At 62.6% G+C, this 16,499-nt stretch carries 14 protein-coding genes and 1 tRNA gene; 4 read left to right on the top strand and 11 right to left on the bottom strand.

The window, feature by feature from the left end:
• Positions 1 to 136 precede the first annotated feature (136 nt).
• Positions 137 to 1,618, bottom strand: coding sequence for a glutamate--tRNA ligase (gene gltX, locus I8746_RS23215; RefSeq protein ID WP_012053281.1), 1,482 nt, complete (start codon positions 1,616 to 1,618; stop codon positions 137 to 139).
• 143 nt (positions 1,619 to 1,761) lie between these two features.
• On the opposite strand from gltX, the gene I8746_RS23210 reads away from it, so the two are divergent.
• Together I8746_RS23210 and I8746_RS23205 are read left to right on the top strand one after the other, a co-directional pair.
• Positions 1,762 to 2,817, top strand: coding sequence for an HlyD family secretion protein (locus tag I8746_RS23210; protein WP_221101096.1), 1,056 nt, complete (start codon positions 1,762 to 1,764; stop codon positions 2,815 to 2,817).
• Positions 2,818 to 2,866: 49 nt separating this feature from the next.
• A complete protein-coding gene (locus I8746_RS23205; protein ID WP_176393467.1) occupies positions 2,867 to 4,357 on the top strand; it encodes an MDR family MFS transporter in 1,491 nt (496 codons plus the stop codon).
• Between the two features lie 127 nt (positions 4,358 to 4,484).
• Here I8746_RS23205 and uvrB read toward each other — a convergent pair whose 3' ends face one another.
• Positions 4,485 to 6,500, bottom strand: a complete 2,016-nt coding sequence (uvrB, locus tag I8746_RS23200; RefSeq protein ID WP_221101095.1) for an excinuclease ABC subunit UvrB — start codon at positions 6,498 to 6,500, stop codon at positions 4,485 to 4,487.
• A gap of 284 nt (positions 6,501 to 6,784) precedes the next feature.
• Here uvrB and I8746_RS23195 point away from each other — a divergent pair, with 284 nt between their 5' ends.
• Positions 6,785 to 7,981, top strand: a complete 1,197-nt coding sequence (locus tag I8746_RS23195) for an amino acid aminotransferase (protein WP_003247178.1) — start codon at positions 6,785 to 6,787, stop codon at positions 7,979 to 7,981.
• A 62-nt stretch (positions 7,982 to 8,043) separates the two neighbouring features.
• A tRNA-Asn gene (locus I8746_RS23190) sits at positions 8,044 to 8,119 on the top strand.
• A 58-nt stretch (positions 8,120 to 8,177) separates the two neighbouring features.
• Here I8746_RS23190 and I8746_RS23185 read toward each other — a convergent pair.
• From I8746_RS23185 to mltG, 9 genes are all read right to left on the bottom strand, one after another.
• A complete protein-coding gene (locus tag I8746_RS23185) occupies positions 8,178 to 8,579 on the bottom strand; it encodes a cupin domain-containing protein (RefSeq protein ID WP_012053285.1) in 402 nt (133 codons plus the stop codon).
• Positions 8,580 to 8,917: 338 nt separating this feature from the next.
• On the bottom strand, positions 8,918 to 9,475 hold the full coding sequence (locus I8746_RS23180) for a DUF1285 domain-containing protein (RefSeq protein ID WP_012053286.1): 558 nt from the start codon (positions 9,473 to 9,475) through the stop codon (positions 8,918 to 8,920).
• Positions 9,476 to 9,485: 10 nt separating this feature from the next.
• The gene (locus I8746_RS23175; RefSeq protein ID WP_004577221.1) at positions 9,486 to 10,091 is read right to left on the bottom strand and encodes a DUF4823 domain-containing protein; all 606 of its coding nucleotides are present in this window, start codon (positions 10,089 to 10,091) and stop codon (positions 9,486 to 9,488) included.
• Positions 10,092 to 10,157: 66 nt separating this feature from the next.
• Positions 10,158 to 11,126, bottom strand: a complete 969-nt coding sequence (locus I8746_RS23170) for a GTP 3',8-cyclase MoaA (RefSeq protein WP_221101094.1) — start codon at positions 11,124 to 11,126, stop codon at positions 10,158 to 10,160.
• A gap of 256 nt (positions 11,127 to 11,382) precedes the next feature.
• Positions 11,383 to 12,018, bottom strand: coding sequence for a TetR/AcrR family transcriptional regulator (locus tag I8746_RS23165; RefSeq protein WP_003247170.1), 636 nt, complete (start codon positions 12,016 to 12,018; stop codon positions 11,383 to 11,385).
• Positions 12,019 to 12,843: 825 nt separating this feature from the next.
• Positions 12,844 to 13,626: a TatD family hydrolase gene (locus I8746_RS23160; protein ID WP_221101093.1), complete on the bottom strand. Its 783-nt coding sequence runs from the start codon at positions 13,624 to 13,626 to the stop codon at positions 12,844 to 12,846.
• A gap of 30 nt (positions 13,627 to 13,656) precedes the next feature.
• Complete coding sequence (locus I8746_RS23155; protein ID WP_003247167.1) at positions 13,657 to 14,643, bottom strand: DNA polymerase III subunit delta'; 987 nt, start codon at positions 14,641 to 14,643, stop codon at positions 13,657 to 13,659.
• Entirely contained in the window at positions 14,636 to 15,268 is a 633-nt protein-coding gene (tmk, locus tag I8746_RS23150) for a dTMP kinase (protein WP_012053289.1), read from the bottom strand. The genes I8746_RS23155 and tmk overlap by 8 nt, the downstream gene beginning before the upstream one ends.
• Positions 15,269 to 15,277: 9 nt before the next feature.
• Positions 15,278 to 16,498, bottom strand: coding sequence for an endolytic transglycosylase MltG (gene mltG, locus I8746_RS23145; RefSeq protein ID WP_012053290.1), 1,221 nt, complete (start codon positions 16,496 to 16,498; stop codon positions 15,278 to 15,280).
• Position 16,499 lies beyond the last annotated feature (1 nt).

The following is a 16,499-nucleotide window of genomic DNA, read 5'->3' as shown; positions in this document are numbered from 1 at the left end:
CGGCCACGCTTGAGGAAAGCCTGGATGGCTGACTGCTTGAATTGTGTTGAGTACTTGCTCATGAAAACCCCCAGATGATGGACAGATGTCCAACATCTGGGGCGCAGCTCACTCAACAGCGGTGTTCGGGAAACGGTCAGCCGATGGAGGCCAACAGCTTTTCCCACTCTTTGTTTTCTTTCTTCGACACTCCACCCAACAGGTCCAGGGCCTGGCGCAGGCGGTAGCGCGTCAGGTCGGGGCCGAGGATTTCCATGGCGTCCAGCACCGAAACCGAGCTGGCCTGGCCCGTGATGGCGGCGAACATCAGCGGCATGGCGTCACGCAGCTTCAGCTCCAGCGCTTCGACCACAGCCTGGATGCAACCGGTGATGCGCTCTTTTTCCCACTGACGCAGGCTTTCAAGCTTCCACAGGATCAACTGGATCACCTGGCGCACCTGGTCGGCCGACAGTTTCTTGCTTTCGAACAGCTTGGCGTCCAGCTTGAGTGCGCCTTCGAAGAAGAACCCGCCCAACGGGGCAACCTGGCTGAAGGTTTCGACCCTGCCCTGCACGTGCGGGGCAATCTTCATCATGTAGTCGCTGTTGAATGCCCATTTCTGCAGGCGTGCGGCGAATTCCTCTACCGGTAGCTCACGCAGCCACTGGCCGTTGAGCCAGGACAGCTTCTCGATGTCAAAGATCGGACCGCCCAGCGAGATACGCGACAGGTCGAAGTGCTCGACCATTTCGGCCAGCGAGAACTTCTCGCGCTCGTCAGGCATCGACCAGCCCATGCGGCCAAGGTAGTTGAGCATCGCTTCAGGCATGAAGCCCATGCGCTCGTAGAAGGTGACCGAGGTCGGGTTCTTGCGCTTGGACAGTTTGGATTTGTCCGGGTTGCGCAGCAGCGGCATGTAGCACAGCTTGGGCTGCTCCCAGCCGAAGTACTCATACAGCTTGATCAGCTTGGGCGCCGATGGCAGCCACTCTTCACCACGCAGCACGTGGGTGATGCCCATCAGGTGGTCGTCGACCACGTTGGCCAGGAAGTACGTCGGCAGGCCGTCGTTCTTCATCAGTACCTGCATGTCCATGCGGTCCCACGGGATCTCGACATCGCCGCGCAGCATGTCCGGCACCACGCAGATACCCTCGCTCGGCACCTTCATGCGGATCACGTGCGGCTCGCCAGCGTCCAGGCGGCGCTGCACTTCTTCGGCGCTCAGCAGCAATGCACGGCCATCGTAACGCGGGGTTTCGCCGCGAGCCTGCTGCTCGGCACGCATCTGCTCCAGCTCTTCGGCAGTGCAGAAGCAGTAGAAGGCGTGGCCGGCGTCTACCAGCTCTTTAGCGTATTTGGCGTAGATTTCGCCACGCTCGCTCTGCCGGTAAGGGCCGTGCGGGCCGCCGACATCCGGGCCTTCGTTCCATTCGATGCCAAGCCAGCGCAGGGCGTCGAAGATCTGTTGCTCCGACTCACGCGTGGAACGCAGCTGATCGGTGTCTTCGATGCGCAGGATGAACTCACCGCCGTGCTGCTTGGCGAAGCAGTAGTTGAACAGGGCGATGTAGGCAGTGCCGACATGGGGGTCGCCGGTAGGCGATGGCGCAATACGCGTGCGTACGGTGGTCATGGAGAGTCTCGAACGAAAGATGAAACAAAGGCGGGATGTTAGCAGGAGGCGGGCACCGGGCTCCAGCAATGGCGCGAACGTCACTTGTCGACAGGCCCGGTGCCGCTGTTAAATTTGTTTACATTTCTGGAACGATAGTCCCCATGCCTGCCCAACTCAAACGCCGCCTGACGCTCTTCTTCGCCCTGGTGGCCATCATCGCCCTCGCCTTCCTGGGCCACTGGTACTTCAAGGGCCGCTTCTACGAGAGCACCGACAACGCTTACGTGCAGGGTGAGATCACCCGTATCTCCAGCCAGCTTGGCGCACGTATCGAAACGGTACCGGTCGAGGACAACCAGCACGTCAGCAAGGGCGACCTGCTGGTGCGCCTGGAAGCCGCCGACTTCGAGCTGGCGGTCGAACGCGCCCGTGCCGCCCTGGCCACCCACGAAGCCGAGTACGCACAAGCACAAAGCCGCCTCACCCAACAAGGCAGCCTGATTGCCGCCGGCCAGGCCCAGTTGGCGGCCACCCAGGCCACGTTCGACCGTTCACGGCTGGACCTGAGCCGTGCCGAGAAGCTGCGCAAGCCGGGTTTTGTCTCTGAGGAGCGGGTCACTACCCTGTCGGCGGACAGCCATGTCGCCGGCTCCCAGGTCGACAAGGCCCGCGCCGACCTGCAAAGCCAGCGCCAGCAGGTCACCGCCCTGAACGCCGAACTCAAGCGCCTCGATGCGCAAATCGCCAATGCCCGCACCGACCTGGCCCAGGCCGAACTGAACCTGACCCGCTGCGAAATCCATGCGCCGATCAGCGGCACCATTGGCCAGCGTAATGCGCGCAATGGCCAAGTGGTGCAGGCCGGCGCCTACCTGCTGTCGATCGTGCCGGATGAAGACATCTGGGTGCAGGCCAACTTCAAGGAAACCCAGATCGGCCGCATGCACCCCGGCCAGCGCGCGGAGCTGTTGTTCGACAGCTACCCCGACACACCTATCGAAGGCCGGGTGGACAGCCTGTTCGCCGCGTCCGGTGCGCAGTTCAGCCTGCTGCCACCGGACAACGCCACCGGCAACTTCACCAAAGTTGTGCAGCGCATCCCGATAAAACTCACGTTCAGCGCCGACAACCCGTTGCATGGGCGTATTCGCCCCGGCATGTCGGTGACCGCCACCGTCGACCTGCGCAGCGCAGACGAAGGCCACAATGGCCGGTGACCAACTGCTGCGCCCCACGGCGGAGCCAACCCGACGCGACTGGATCGCGGTGATGAGCGTGATGCTCGGTGCCTTCATGGCAGTGCTGGATATCCAGATCACCAATTCCTCGTTGAAGGACATCCAGGGCGCTCTGTCGGCGACCCTGGAAGAAGGCTCATGGATTTCAACCTCCTACCTGGTGGCGGAAATCATCATGATCCCGCTAACGGCCTGGCTGGTGCAGCTGCTGTCGGCGCGGCGCCTGGCGGTGTGGGTATCCAGCGGTTTTCTGCTGTCGTCGCTGCTGTGCTCGATGGCCTGGAACCTGGAGAGCATGATCCTGTTTCGCGCCTTGCAGGGTTTCACCGGTGGCGCGCTGATCCCGCTGGCCTTCACCCTGACGCTGATCAAGCTGCCCGAGCACCACCGCGCCAAAGGCATGGCGATGTTCGCCATGACCGCCACTTTTGCCCCCTCCATCGGCCCCACCCTGGGCGGCTGGCTGACCGAGAACTGGGGCTGGGAATACATCTTCTACATCAATATCCCACCAGGCCTGCTAATGATCGCCGGCTTGTTGTACGGGCTTGAGAAGAAGGAGGCGCACTGGGAGCTGCTGAAAAGTACCGATTACGCCGGCATCGTCACGCTCGGCCTTGGGTTGGGCTGCCTGCAGGTGTTTCTCGAGGAAGGCCATCGCAAGGACTGGCTGGAGTCACACCTGATCGTCGGCCTGGGCAGTGTTGCCCTGGTCAGCCTGATCACCTTCGTCATCTTGCAGTTTTCCAAGCCACACCCACTGATCAACCTGCGCATTCTTGGCAACCGCAACTTTGGCCTGTCGAGCATCGCCAGCCTGGGCATGGGCGTGGGCCTGTACGGGTCGATCTATCTGCTACCGCTGTACCTGGCGCAGGTACAGGGTTACAACGCCTTGCAGATTGGCGAAGTGATCATGTGGATGGGTATTCCGCAGCTGTTCCTGATCCCGCTGGTGCCGCAACTGATGAAGGTGATATCGCCCAAGGTACTATGCGCGCTGGGTTTTTGCCTGTTCGGCGCTGCCAGTTTCGGTTCGGGGGTGCTCAACCCGGACTTTGCCGGGCCGCAGTTCAACCATATCCAGATCATCCGCGCCCTGGGTCAACCGATGATCATGGTGACCATCTCTCTGATTGCCACCGCGTATATCCAACAACAGGATGCAGGGTCCGCGTCGAGCCTGTTCAATATTCTGCGTAACCTCGGTGGCGCGATTGGTATTGCCTTGCTGGCCACCCTGCTGGATGCGCGCACCAAGGTGTACTTCGACTACCTGCGGGAGGCGGTGGTGCCGAGCAACCCGCAGGTGGCTGAGCGGCTGGCGCAACTGGCGGAGCGCTTGGGCAATGACAATGCGGCGCTGGGCAAACTTAGCGAGATTACCCACCAGCAGGCACTGATCATGGCTTACAACGATGCCTTCCACTTTGTCGGGATCGGGTTGGCGGTGAGCATGGTGGCGGTGTTGCTGACCCGCAAGTTGCCGGAGGGGCTGAAGGCTGGGGAAGCCCATTGAGGCTACTACAGATCAGATGCGGTCCCTGTGGGAGCGGGCATGCCCGCGAACACCGGCGCAGCCGGTGCCAGCCACCGCGTTGAATTCTTCGCGGGCACGCCCGCTCCCACAGGGCCCGCGCCCGGCTTCAGCTGCTAATCAACCGCTCCCGCAGCTGCGCAATCTCGTCACGCAGCTGCGCCGCAGCTTCGAACTCCAGGTCGCGGGCGAACTGCATCATTTTCTCTTCCAACTGCTTGATGCGCTTGGTGATCTCGCCCGGCGTACGCAGTTCGGCCTCGTAACGGGCGCTCTCCTCCGCCGCCTTGGCCATGCCCTTGCGCTTCTTGCTGCGCGCACCGGGCACGGCGGCACCCTCCATGATGTCGGTGATGTCCTTGACCACGCCCTTGGGCACGATGCCGTTGGCTTCGTTGAAGGCGATCTGCTTCTCGCGGCGACGCTCGGTTTCGTCGATGGCCCGCTGCATCGAGCCTGTTACGTTATCGGCATACAGGATGGCCCGGCCATTGAGGTTACGTGCCGCGCGGCCAATGGTCTGGATCAGGGAGCGCTCGGAACGCAGAAAACCTTCCTTGTCCGCATCGAGGATGGCCACCAGCGACACCTCGGGCATGTCCAGGCCCTCGCGCAGCAGGTTGATGCCCACCAGCACGTCGAAGGTGCCCAGGCGCAGGTCACGGATAATCTCCACCCGCTCCACCGTGTCGATGTCCGAGTGCAGGTAGCGTACCCGCACATCATGGTCGGCCAGGTAATCGCTGAGGTCCTCGGCCATGCGCTTGGTCAACGTGGTCGCCAGCACACGCTCGCCTGCCGCGACACGCTTGCGGATCTCGGACAGCAGGTCGTCGACCTGGGTCAGCGCCGGGCGCACCTCTACCTGCGGGTCGACCAGCCCGGTCGGGCGCACCACTTGCTCCACCACGCGCCCGGCATGCTCAGCCTCGTAGGGGCCCGGAGTGGCCGAAACAAAAATGGTCTGCGGGCTGACATCCTCCCACTCGTCGAAACGCATCGGCCGGTTGTCCAGCGCTGAAGGCATGCGGAAGCCGTACTCGACCAGGGTCTCCTTGCGTGAACGGTCGCCCTTGTACATGGCGCCGACCTGCGGAACGCTGACGTGTGATTCGTCGATCACCAGCAGCGCATCAGGCGGCAGGTAATCGTACAGGGTGGGCGGCGGTGCCCCGGCCGGGCGCCCGGACAGGTAGCGCGAGTAGTTTTCGATGCCGTTGCAGTAGCCCAGCTCGAGGATCATCTCCAGATCGAAGCGGGTACGTTGCTCCAGACGCTGCGCTTCGACCAGCTTGTTGGCCTTGTGCAGGTACTCCAGACGCTCCTTCAGTTCTTCCTTGATGCCCTCCACTGCTTCAAGCAGCGTTTCCCGCGGGGTGACGTAGTGGCTCTTGGGGTAGAACGTGAAACGTGGCAGCTTGCGGAAAACCTCGCCGGTCAACGGATCGAAGGCGGCGATGTTCTCCACTTCATCATCGAACAGCTCGATGCGGATGGCTTCCAGATCCGATTCGGCCGGGAAGATGTCGATCACGTCACCGCGTACCCGGAAGGTGGCGCGGGCAAAGTCCATTTCGTTGCGGGTGTACTGCAGGTCGGCCAACCGGCGCAGCAGCGCGCGCTGGTCGAGCTTGTCGCCACGGTCCACGTGCAGAACCATTTTCAGGTAGGTCTCGGGGCTGCCCAGGCCGTAGATGCACGACACGGTGGTCACGATGATCGCGTCACGCCGCTCCAGCAGCGCCTTGGTCGCCGACAGGCGCATCTGCTCGATGTGGTCGTTGATCGAGGCGTCCTTCTCGATGAAGGTGTCCGACGACGGCACGTAGGCTTCCGGCTGGTAGTAGTCGTAATAGGAAACGAAGTACTCCACCGCGTTGTTGGGGAAGAATGCCTTGAACTCCCCGTACAACTGGGCGGCCAGCGTCTTGTTGGGCGCCAGCACCAGCGTCGGGCGCTGCACCTGCTGGATGACGTTGGCAATGCTGAAGGTCTTGCCCGAACCGGTCACCCCGAGCAACGTCTGGTGCGACAGCCCCGCCTCGATGCCTTCGACCAACTGGCGGATAGCATCGGGCTGGTCGCCAGCCGGCTGGAAACGTGTGACGAGCTGGAACTCGGACATGAAGGACCTCGCGGTGCAGCAGCTGTAAATTTAGCCAGTAGTCTATACCCAAATGCGCCCGTTCGGGGGCGCTTTCAAGGCACAGGTGTGGCCGCATGCAACGGTGGACACGGCATTTAGACCAATGGTCGAAAAATATTTGCGCAAATAGCCCCAAAAGCTGCGCCAGAGTGTCGCGGTGACCGGTCGGTATCACTATACTGACTCCCCGTTTGTGCACCGCTTCAGTGCATTCGGCTGGAGCGTGTACGCCCTATCACACTCCAATCAGAGCCAAGGTAACAATGAGCCTGTTTTCCGCTGTCGAGCTGGCACCCCGCGACCCTATTCTGGGCCTCAACGAAGCATTCAACGCCGACCCACGTACCGACAAGGTCAACCTGGGCGTAGGCGTGTATTGCAATGAGGAGGGCCGCATTCCGCTGCTGCGCGCCGTGATCGAAGCCGAAACCCAGCGTGCCGCCCAGCACGCTTCGCGCGGCTACCTGCCGATCGACGGCATCGCCACCTACGACCAGGCTGTGCAGAAGCTGCTGTTCGGCGCCGAGTCGCCACTGCTGGCCGCCGGCCGCGTGGTCACCGTGCAGGCCGTCGGTGGTACCGGCGCACTGAAGATCGGTGCCGACTTCCTCAAGCGCCTCTCGCCCAACGCCGTGGTTGCCATCAGCGACCCTAGCTGGGAAAACCACCGTGCGCTGTTCGAATCGGCCGGCTTCCCGGTGCAGACCTACCGCTACTACGATGCGCCGACCAACGACGTCAACCGCGCCGGCATGCTCGAAGACCTCAACGCCCTGCCGTCCGGCTCGATCGTGGTGCTGCACGCCTGCTGCCACAACCCGACCGGTGTCGACCTGAACCTGGACGACTGGAAGAACGTCCTGGAAGTGGTCAAGGCCAAGGGCCACGTGCCGTTCCTCGACATGGCCTACCAAGGCTTTGGTGACGGTATCGCCGAAGACGCCTTCGCCGTGCGCCTGTTCGCCGAGTCGGGCCTGGAGTTCTTTGTTTCCAGCTCGTTCTCCAAATCGTTCTCGCTGTACGGCGAGCGCGTCGGCGCACTGTCGATCGTCACCGCCTCCAAGGACGAGAGCACCCGCGTGCTGTCGCAGGTCAAGCGCGTGATCCGCACCACCTACTCCAACCCGCCAACCCACGGCGCAACCATTGTTGCCACCGTGCTGAACAGCGCAGAACTGCGCCAGATGTGGGAAACCGAATTGGCCGAAATGCGTGAACGCATCCACGGCATGCGCAAGCAGATGGTATCGCTGCTGGCCGAATACGGTGCCAACCGCGACTTCAGCTTCGTTGGCCGCCAGGTCGGCATGTTCTCCTACTCGGGCCTGACCGTTGAACAGGTCGCCCGCCTGAAGAACGACTTCGGCATCTATGCCCTGGACACCGGCCGTATCGCGGTGGCCGCGCTGAACCAGAGCAACATCCACGTGGTGACCAAAGCTATCGTGGAAGTGCTGTAACTCATTGTTTTGCCTGGGGGTGGGTTGACTTCTCCCAGGCAATCAGTAAGATACGCGCAGATTCCGCGATAGCTCAGTCGGTAGAGCAAATGACTGTTAATCATTGGGTCCCTGGTTCGAGTCCAGGTCGCGGAGCCAGACATTGAAGAAGCCCCCGGATGCGCACGCAACCGGGGGCTTTTTCGTTGCGCTGGAATTATTGGCCAAGCACCTCGGTCACTGGCTTGCCCTCGTCCACCAGGCTCCAGACCAGCAAACTGGCCGGCTGGGTTTTGCTGGCGTTGCGTGAAACGCTGTGCACGGTGCCCGGCGCCTCGTACCAATAATCGCCGGCCTTGTAGGTCTTTTCCTGCTCGCTGTTGAGCTTCGATACCACCGCCCCTTCCAGGACGTAAGCCATGACAGCGCCCGGATGCTGATGCGCGGGTGATGCCTCGCCCGGGGCGTAGCTGACGGTGAGCATGACGGCGGTTTTGCCGGGGGCATTAGAGGGCTGCTGTTGTTGCAGGACCCTGACCTGGTCGGCGACATCACCGTGGGCCCAAGCGGGCGTTTGGGCGGCGAGCAGCGCGAAGAGGATGATGGCTAATGGATTCATGAGCTTTCCTGGAGGACAAGTGCCTGCAGGTTAGACCCTGACTGGCTGAAGACAAATGGCCAATCCGGGGGAAAAGCAGGGGGCCGATTTTCGCCTGTACCGGCCCTTTCGCGGGTGAACCCGCTCCTGCGACGGCCTGTGCCGCCCTCGATACGTGCGTAGGAGCGGGTTTACCCGCGAATACGGTGGCGGCGGCAACGGTGAACGGCGGGTGGAAATTGGCCCGCAGGCCCGGCCCATTCGCGGGTGAACCCGCTCCTACAACGGCCTGTGCCGCCCTCGATACGTGCGTAGGAGCGGGTTTACCCGCGAAGAGGCCGACATCGCCAACATAGGCCTCAGCCGCGCCCGATCGGGTAAAACGCCCCCCGACTCCACACCCCAAGCCATTCCTCCCCGTCGATCACATGCGGCACCGCCAGCTCCACCAGTTGGTAAAACACATTGCGATGTATCAGCGCCTCCAGGTTGCTGCGCATCAGCACATACGGTGATGGCTCCTGCGTCAGCGGGTCGATCACCACCCGCAGGGGGTTATCCGGCCCCGCCTCGACCTGGTCCTCGACATTGCTGGTAAAGCGCAGCACCTGCTGTTCGCCTTCGCCCTGCACGTCCAGCAGCACGGCCACGAATGGCGCATCGTCGACACGAATGCCAACCTTCTCTACCGGGGTAATCAGGAAGTAGTCATCGCCGTCGCGGCGAATGATGGTAGAGAACAGCCGCACCATCGGCTTGCGCCCGATCGGTGTGCCCAGGTAGTACCAGGTGCCATCGCGGGCGATGCGCATGTCGATGTCACCACAGAAATCCGGGTTCCACAGGTGCACCGGCGGCAGCCCCTTGGCCTTGGGGATCTGCGCCAGAAGGTCATTGGCCTTGCCGGAGTCGCTCATCACGCTTGCCTCATTCACTCATGCCCAGGAGGCTACGAGCGTACTCGCGCATCGGCGCACCAAGCAAATCCTCCGGCGTGTTGTCGTGGAACGTCAACAAACCGCCACGGCTCTTGATGCGTGCGGTGTCGATCAGGTAGCGGGTACTGGTTTCGATCAGCATCATCTGCACCACGCCAGAGTCCCAGCCCAAGCGGTCGACGGCCTGCTCGTCATACCACTCGTCACCATTGCCGATGCGATCGTCGGTACGTGCGAAGCGCGTGTACAACACGTAGTCCGCACCCACCGAGCGCGCCTGGGCAATGGCCTCTTCGAGGCCCAGCGGGCCCTGGGCACGACGTACCATCGGGAAGTATTCGACGAAGCTCTTGAAGGCCTGCTCGGCCACTGCATTCTGCCGAGGCACCGGCCCCTCGCCCGGCGGCACGAATGCACCCTGGCCAATGAAAATGAACGAATCAGGTTGCAGGCGGATCGACAAGGTGCGACGGGTTTCGCTGTGGTCCAGCAGACCGGCATCGCTCATGTGATAGCGGACGCCTTCGCCCATATCGCTGACATTCATGCAGCCGCCCAGCGCCATCAGCGCCAGCAGCAAGACCAGGCTACGCATCTTTCCTCCAGTGGCCGGCGACGAAAAACCGGCGAATAGCCGGCGGATGCAGCTTTTGCGCCAGCTTCAGCCACCGATCACTTTCATGACTGTCACGCCACCGGAGAAGGCCACGTCCTGCTTGTCAGCCAAAGCCTTGACCAACAACCGCTGCAAGGCCGGCAGCGCCTGATGACGCGGCTTCTCCAGCAGGTCGCCGACGAAGTGCCGGTTACCTGACGACAGGCAGCCATGCAGCCAGCCCGTAGAAGACAGGCGCAGCCGCGAGCAGGTCCGGCAAAACGGCACGCTTTCGTTGGCAATGATGCCGAAGTGGCCCCTGCCAGGGATGTGGTAACGCATGGCTGTGGCGTCCAGCGGCGCATTCACCTGGGCGTAGGTATGCTGGCCGCCGATCAGCGCAAGCAGCTGGTCGAGGCCTACAAACTGTTGGAGGAAGGCGTTGCGATCGTGAGAGAGGTGACCCATGCGCATGAGCTCGATGAAGCGCAGCTCGAAGCCGCGCGCGAGGCAGTAATCCAGCAGCGGCAGTACCTGATCAAGGTTTTTCCCGCGCATCGGCACCATATTGACCTTGATTCGCATACCCACGGCGCGGGCCTGCTCCATTGCATCCAGCACAGTGCCCAGGTCGCCGCCACGGGCAATCTGGCGGAAAGCCAGCGGGTCGAGGGTGTCGAGGGAAACGTTCAGCCGACGAATCCCCGCCGCCTGCAGTTGCGGCAACTTGCGCGCCAGCAACTGGCCGTTGGTGGTCAGCGAGACGTCGTCAAGGTCGAGTTTGGCCACGGCAGCCAGAAAGGCATCCAGGCGCGGGCTGACCAGTGGCTCACCGCCAGTAATCCGCAGGCGCTCGATGCCGGCGGCTTCGATCAGATAGGCCACGCCAAGGGCCAGGGCATCCGCAGACAGCTCGTCCTGCGCCGCCACCAGCCGCTTGCCGTCGGGTACGCAGTAGGTGCAAGCGTAGTTGCAGGCAGCCGTCAGGCTGACGCGCAGGTTGCGAAAGCGCCTGCCTTGACGATCGACAATCATGAATGACTCCGGCATGGATGAAGGGGCCAGCAAAACCTGACTCATAAATCAGGTTTTTGCAAGCCCCATGAGCAATGCCGAATGTCCAAACGATAGCGAAACGCTTTAGGCTGCACTGCCGCGCAGAGAACGCACGACGCAGTGCTTATGGGAGCGGGCGTACCCGCGAAGAATCAAACGCGGTGCCTGGCACGGGCTGCGCCGGTGTTCGCGGGCGCGCCCGCCCCCATAGGGCCCGCGCAGTTTCGCGCAAGGCTCAGTTCGAGGGTTCCGGGTCGCGCTTGCGCTTGTTGCCCATACGCACGCCAATGTCCATCAGGAACTGGAAGAAGCCTTCCTGGTCCTCCAGCACATTGCTCCAGAACGGCGAGTGGTACAGCGCCACAGCGCCGTGCACCAGCGCCCAGGCAGCGCAGTAGTGGAAATACGGCGGCACGTCTTCGAGCTTGCCTTCGCTGATACGGCCCTTGATCAGCTGGGTCAGGCGGTCGAAGTTGGAGGCACGGATGCTGTGCAGCTGCTCGACCATTTCCGGCACCTGATTGCCCTTGACCACCTTTTCTTCAAGGCGGTCGAACAGCCGGTAGCGTTGCGGATCGCGCATGCGGAACTCGAAGTAGGCGCGCGACAGCGCTTCCTTGTCACGGTCGACGTCGGCCGAGTGCAACAGCTCATTCAGGTCACGCTCGTAATCGAGCATCAGGCGAAGGTAGATCTCCGCCTTGGACTTGAAGTGCTTGTAGATCGTGCCTTTGCCGATGCCCACGGCGTCGGCGATCATCTCGACGGTGACGCTGTCTTCACCTTGCTCGAGAAACAGCTTGAGCGCGGTATCGAGTATTTCCTGTTCGCGACGGCGAAACTCACGGACCTTACGAGGTTCTTTCTGCATGGGAAGGACTGGATGACAATCGAAGCGGTTTATTATGCCTAACTTGCGGGAAATTGCACGGATCATCCACGCATGTCTGTGTTTCACGATGCATACAGCCATGCGCTGCGGGAGGAATGAAACGTTGGCGTATTCCAAATCTGTTTAAAAAACATCCAATATGCACTGGCACTGCGCCAAACCTGACCAATACTTGAAGTGTTGGCGCGGCGCATCCCCCCCAGTGGCGCGCCGATAAAGGTGCTCAGGGACCGCGTACCTTTGTTTTACTCCTAATGGTCTTAACCCGGATTCCTCCCCCAGAACCCGGGTTTTTTTTGTGGGGAGGATGGTGTGTGACGGCTGTCAGGTGCGTGCCGCAAGATTCTCAGCGCCTGTGAGATCGAGCGCCGCCCGCGCGGCGCTTCGCGGGTAAACCCGCTCCTACGCTTGTTTCGGGCCAATTAGGCCCGTGGGATTTGCGCGCGAACGCCTTGGCGCACCCCTCGATATCGCGTCGTACAAACAAGGCGGTCGCGCGCGCCTGGCACAGAAGGGAGATCGAGCGCCGCCCGCGCGGCGCTTCGCGGGTAAACCCGCTCCTACGTTTGTTTCGGGCCAATTATGCCTGTGGGATTTACGCCCGAACGCCTTGGCGCACGCCTCGATATCGCGTCGTACAAACAAGGCGGTCGCGCGCGCCTGGCACAGGACGGACTGGCCCGAAACAAACGTAGGAGCGGGTTTACCCGCGAAGCGCCGCGCGGGCGGCGCTCGATCTCACAGGCGCTGCAAGGGTTGTGGCAGGCACCTTGTGCCCCTCACACAATCTTTAACCCCGGTAAATCAAGCCACCCGCGCCAACGGGAACAATCGCTTGAAGTTGGCCGTGGTCTGCTCGGCCAACTGCTCATAACTGGCCCCACGCAACGAAGCCACATACTCCGCCACCTCCCGTACATACTGCGGCAGGTTCGGCTTGCCCCGGTGCGGAATCGGCGCCAGGTAGGGCGAATCGGTCTCCACCAGCAAGCGATCGACAGGCACCTGCCGCGCCACTTCCCGCAAGGCATCGGCATTGCGGAAGGTCACGATGCCCGACAGCGAAATGTAATAACCCAGGTCCAGCGCCGCCTTGGCCATGTCCCAGTCTTCGGTGAAGCAGTGCAGCACGCCCGCTTGCGGCAGGCTCGCCTCACGCAGCAGCGCCAGGGTATCGGCGCGCGCCGCCCGGGTATGCACGATCACCGGCTTGCCGGTCTGCCTGGAGGCCTCAAGGTGCAGGCGGAACGAAGCCTGCTGCAGCTCTGCCGCCTCTGGCTCATAGTGGTAATCCAGCCCGGTTTCACCAATCGCCACCACATGCGGGTGGGCCAATTCGCGCAACAGCCACTCCAACGCCGGGGTTTCGCCAGGGGCCAGGTCCAGTGGGTGCACGCCCACCGAGCAGTCGACGTCAGCGTACTGCTCGCTCAGCGCCTTCACTGCACCCGCATTCTCGGCACTGACGCCAATGCACAAGAAATGCCCGACCCCACGCTCACGCGCCGCCTGCAGGGCAGCATCGAGGGAGCCCTGGTGGGCACTGAGGTCAAGACGGTCGAGGTGGCAATGGGAATCTACGAGCATGGGATAACGGCACACATGAAAAATGGGAAATCAGCGGGCACCCGGCAGTTGCAGCCAGTGAGCCAGCAGCGATTCAAGCAACAAGGCACGGTTGAGGTTGGCCTTGCCCAGCACCTTCTGGCGCTGCTCGAGGATCCAGGCCTGCACCTCCAGCACCTTGGCCTGGCGGCTCTTCTGCGCCAGGTATTGCACGACCTTGCGCATATCGGCCAAACCTAACCCTTCCTCGTCCTGGGTCAACTGATAGCGTAGGATCAGGTGCGACCAATCGCAGAACCAGTCGAACAGCAGCAACAACGGCACACCGCTCCAGGCATCGGCCAGCTGGCTGGGCGATTGCTGCTGCTTGAGCAGCTTCTTCACCCCATCGGCCACCAGCGCGCGTTGCTCGCGCACACCCTGCGCCTGCAGGCTGACCGCCATCAATGGCGAGCCCGCTGCCAGCGTCAGCAGCTCATCGCGCTCGACCTCGTCGCAGTCGGGTAACGCGCCAGCCAGCCATGCCTGGCTCTGGGCCAGGCTGGGCTGCGGGCAGGCCACCTGCTGGCAGCGGCTCTTGATCGTCGGCAACAGACGGCTGGGCTGGTGCGTCACCAGCAACAACACGGTGTCACCGGAAGGTTCTTCAAGGCTTTTGAGCAGGGCGTTGGAGGCGTTTACATTCATCGCCTCCACTGGCTCGATCAACACCACCTTGCGCCCGCCCAACTGCGCGGTCTGCACCACAAAGGCCACCAGCTCCCGTACCTGGTCGACCTTGATCGGCTTGTCAGCCTCCTCCGGCTCGAGGACGAAGTTGTCCGGGTGGCTGCCGGCCTTGAGCAACAGGCACGACTTACACGCCCCACAAGCGTCCAGGCCCTGCGGCTGCTGGCACAACAGGCGCGCCATCAGGCGCTCGGCCATGGCCCGCTTGCCAATACCCTGCGGCCCATGCAGCAGATAAGCGTGGGCGTGGCGGCTGCGACCGGCCAGTTGCTGCCACAGCGCCTGCTGCCAAGGGTAGGCCTCAGCCACGGCAACGCTCCAGAATGCCTGGCAGCAGAGCGTCGATGTCACGCTGAACAGCCTCCAGGGATTGTGCCGCATCAAGCAGGCTGTAGCGCTGTGGCGCGCCTTGGGCGCGCTGCAGGTACGCCTGGCGCACTGCTTCGAAGAACGCCTGCCCTTCCTGCTCGAATCGGTCCAGGCGGCCACGGGCGGCGGCGCGGGCAAGGCCCACTTCTACCGGCAGGTCGAAGACCAGGGTCAGGTCCGGGCGCAGGTCGCCCTGGACGAATTGCTCCAGAACCGCGATACGCTCTACCGACAAACCACGACCGCCGCCCTGATAGGCATAGGTGGCGTCCGTGAAACGGTCACACAGCACCACAGCCCCGCGTGCCAGCGCCGGGCGGATGACCTGCGCCAGGTGCTGGGCGCGAGCGGCGAACACCAGCAGCAGCTCGGTGTCGGCCGCCATGCCTTCGTCGCTGGGCGTCAGCAACAGTTCACGCACCTTTTCCGCCAGCGGCGTACCGCCTGGCTCACGGGTCAGCACCACGTCCAGGCCGTGTTCGCGCAGGCGCGCGGCCAGGTAGTCGCGATTGGTGCTCTTGCCCGCGCCTTCGGGGCCTTCCAAAGTAATAAACAAGCCGCTCACAGGCAGTCCTTAATGTTGTTCGTCAGGCGTCGGCCGCTCGGCCGCTTGTGCACCGCCAGCAGGGGCATCCTGCGCGGGCGCTTCATCGGGGGCTGGCTGCGCAGTTGGCTCGTCCGCTGCTGGGGGCTCAGGGTGCTGCGCATCGTCGGCGCCCGACGCCTGTTCGGCATCATCGGCCCTTGGCTTGGCCTCTTGCTGCGGCGCAGGACTGGAGCGGTAGTCCGACCGGCGCTTGAGCTGGAACTCGCGCACTGCCGAATTGTGGTCGTCGAGGTCGTCGGAAAACACATGGCTGCCATCGCCGCGGGCGACGAAGTAAAGGCTGGTGCCATTGGACGGGTTCAGCGCCGCGTGAATCGCCTCGCGGCCGACCATGGCGATCGGGGTCGGTGGCAGCCCAGTCATGGTGTAAGTGTTGTAGGGCGTTGGCTCGCGCAGGTCGGCGCGGGTGATCTTGCCGTTGTAGCGTTCACCCATGCCATAGATAACCGTCGGGTCGGTCTGCAGCATCATACCCAGGCGCATGCGCCGCACGAACACACCGGCGATCTGCCCGCGCTCCTGCGGAATGCCGGTTTCCTTTTCGACCAGGGAGGCCATGATCAGCGCCTGGTACGGGTCACGATACGGCAGGTCGGTGGAGCGCTCGGCCCACTCCTTGGCCAGCACTTCGTCCAGACGCATGTAGGCCTGCTGCAGCAACTCGACATCGGTCATACCCCGCACGAAGCGGTAAGTGTCGGGGAAGAAGCGGCCTTCGGGGAATACACCGGTATGGCCGAGCTTGTCCATGACCTCGGCATCCGACAAGCCGTCCAGGGTATGCTTGATCTTTTCATGCTTGGCCACGGCCGCACGCACCTGGCGGAAGGTCCAGCCTTCGACCAGGGTGAGGTTGTACTGCACCACGTCGGCACGGCGCCAGGCGTCGAACAACTGCTCGACGGTCATGCCAGGGGTAAGACGGTACTCGCCAGTGTGCAAGGGGGTGCCGGCCATGTTGAAGCGCCAGTACAAACGCAACCAGACGGCATCGTCGAGCAACCCTTCTCGTTGCATGCTGTAGAACATGCGGTTGGGGTTAGTGCCATTGGGCACATCCAGCAGGCGTTCCTGCGTGACGTGCAGGGGCTGCTCCAGGACCGAGTTGACCTTCCAGGCCGACCAGCCAAACGCCAGGCCGGCAAGGATCAAGCCCATTTCCAGCAACAGCAGGAATTTACGTCTCACG

The organism is Pseudomonas sp. USTB-Z (assembly GCF_019691255.1).
Lineage (GTDB): Bacteria > Pseudomonadota > Gammaproteobacteria > Pseudomonadales > Pseudomonadaceae > Aquipseudomonas > Aquipseudomonas alloputida.
This window is presented reverse-complemented; position numbering and strand designations above follow the sequence as displayed.

What these genes read in the sequence shown, in the direction of transcription:
- gltX (WP_012053281.1), bottom strand. Translation starts at nt 1,618, where the DNA reads ATGACCACCGTACGCACGCGTATTGCGCCATCGCCTACCGGCGACCCC.
- I8746_RS23210 (WP_221101096.1), top strand. Translation starts at nt 1,762, where the DNA reads ATGCCTGCCCAACTCAAACGCCGCCTGACGCTCTTCTTCGCCCTGGTG.
- uvrB (WP_221101095.1), bottom strand. Translation starts at nt 6,500, where the DNA reads ATGTCCGAGTTCCAGCTCGTCACACGTTTCCAGCCGGCTGGCGACCAG.
- I8746_RS23195 (WP_003247178.1), top strand. Translation starts at nt 6,785, where the DNA reads ATGAGCCTGTTTTCCGCTGTCGAGCTGGCACCCCGCGACCCTATTCTG.
- I8746_RS23185 (WP_012053285.1), bottom strand. Translation starts at nt 8,579, where the DNA reads ATGAATCCATTAGCCATCATCCTCTTCGCGCTGCTCGCCGCCCAAACG.
- I8746_RS23180 (WP_012053286.1), bottom strand. Translation starts at nt 9,475, where the DNA reads ATGAGCGACTCCGGCAAGGCCAATGACCTTCTGGCGCAGATCCCCAAG.
- I8746_RS23175 (WP_004577221.1), bottom strand. Translation starts at nt 10,091, where the DNA reads ATGCGTAGCCTGGTCTTGCTGCTGGCGCTGATGGCGCTGGGCGGCTGC.
- I8746_RS23170 (WP_221101094.1), bottom strand. Translation starts at nt 11,126, where the DNA reads ATGATTGTCGATCGTCAAGGCAGGCGCTTTCGCAACCTGCGCGTCAGC.
- I8746_RS23165 (WP_003247170.1), bottom strand. Translation starts at nt 12,018, where the DNA reads ATGCAGAAAGAACCTCGTAAGGTCCGTGAGTTTCGCCGTCGCGAACAG.
- I8746_RS23160 (WP_221101093.1), bottom strand. Translation starts at nt 13,626, where the DNA reads ATGCTCGTAGATTCCCATTGCCACCTCGACCGTCTTGACCTCAGTGCC.